The following is a 735-nucleotide window of genomic DNA, read 5'->3' on the forward strand; positions in this document are numbered from 1 at the left end:
ATGTAAAATCCTTCTTGTTATACTGGCAATTTTTTTATGTGTGGCTTTTTATGAATTGCTCGGAATCTGCGTTGCATATAAAAAGCAGCCGGAAGTGTCCAATACAACCAAAAAAGAAACAAAAAATGGGTCATGGAACGAATGCAGTGAAAATACAGAACGGGCAGTAATCATAGAAAAGAATCCAGAAGCGCTTTTACAAAGAGTGCGTTTGATCAAGAATGCAAAAAAGGAAATTATTCTTTCTACTTTTGCATTTCAATCCGATGAAAGTGGAAAATTGATTTTAGGAGCACTGCATGATGCGGCAGACAGAGGTGTACATATTCGTCTGTTAGTAGATGGAATGGAGAGCTGGATTGATATGGAAGGAAATCCGTATTTCTATGGATTATCTTCCCATGAGAATGTTGAAATTAAACTATATAATAAGGCCAATCCGTTGAAACCGTGGAAAATGATGGGTAGAATGCATGATAAATATTTGATTGCAGATGGAAAGAGATATATTCTTGGGGGAAGAAATACATACAATTATTTCCTGGGTGATTTTCCGGGACATAAGAACTATGACAGAGACGTGTTAGTGGTTTGCGATGAACCTGAGAAAGAAAATTCAGTTAACCAGTTGTTAGAGTATTTTGAAACGATATGGGAACAAGAAGACAGTGGTTATTTTCATGACAATAAAAAACTGGCAAATAGAAAATCTGTAAAGAACGCAGTTTTAGAGCT

At 35.9% G+C, this 735-nt stretch carries 1 protein-coding gene; it reads left to right on the forward strand.

Features of this window, described 5'->3' with window-relative positions; all coding sequences use genetic code 11:
- The coding region (locus DW981_RS14805; protein WP_243034785.1) for a phospholipase D-like domain-containing protein at positions 1 to 735 on the forward strand (735 nt) is incomplete at both ends.

It is taken from the genome of Clostridium sp. AM49-4BH, assembly GCF_003478335.1.
GTDB lineage: Bacteria > Bacillota > Clostridia > Lachnospirales > Lachnospiraceae > Butyribacter.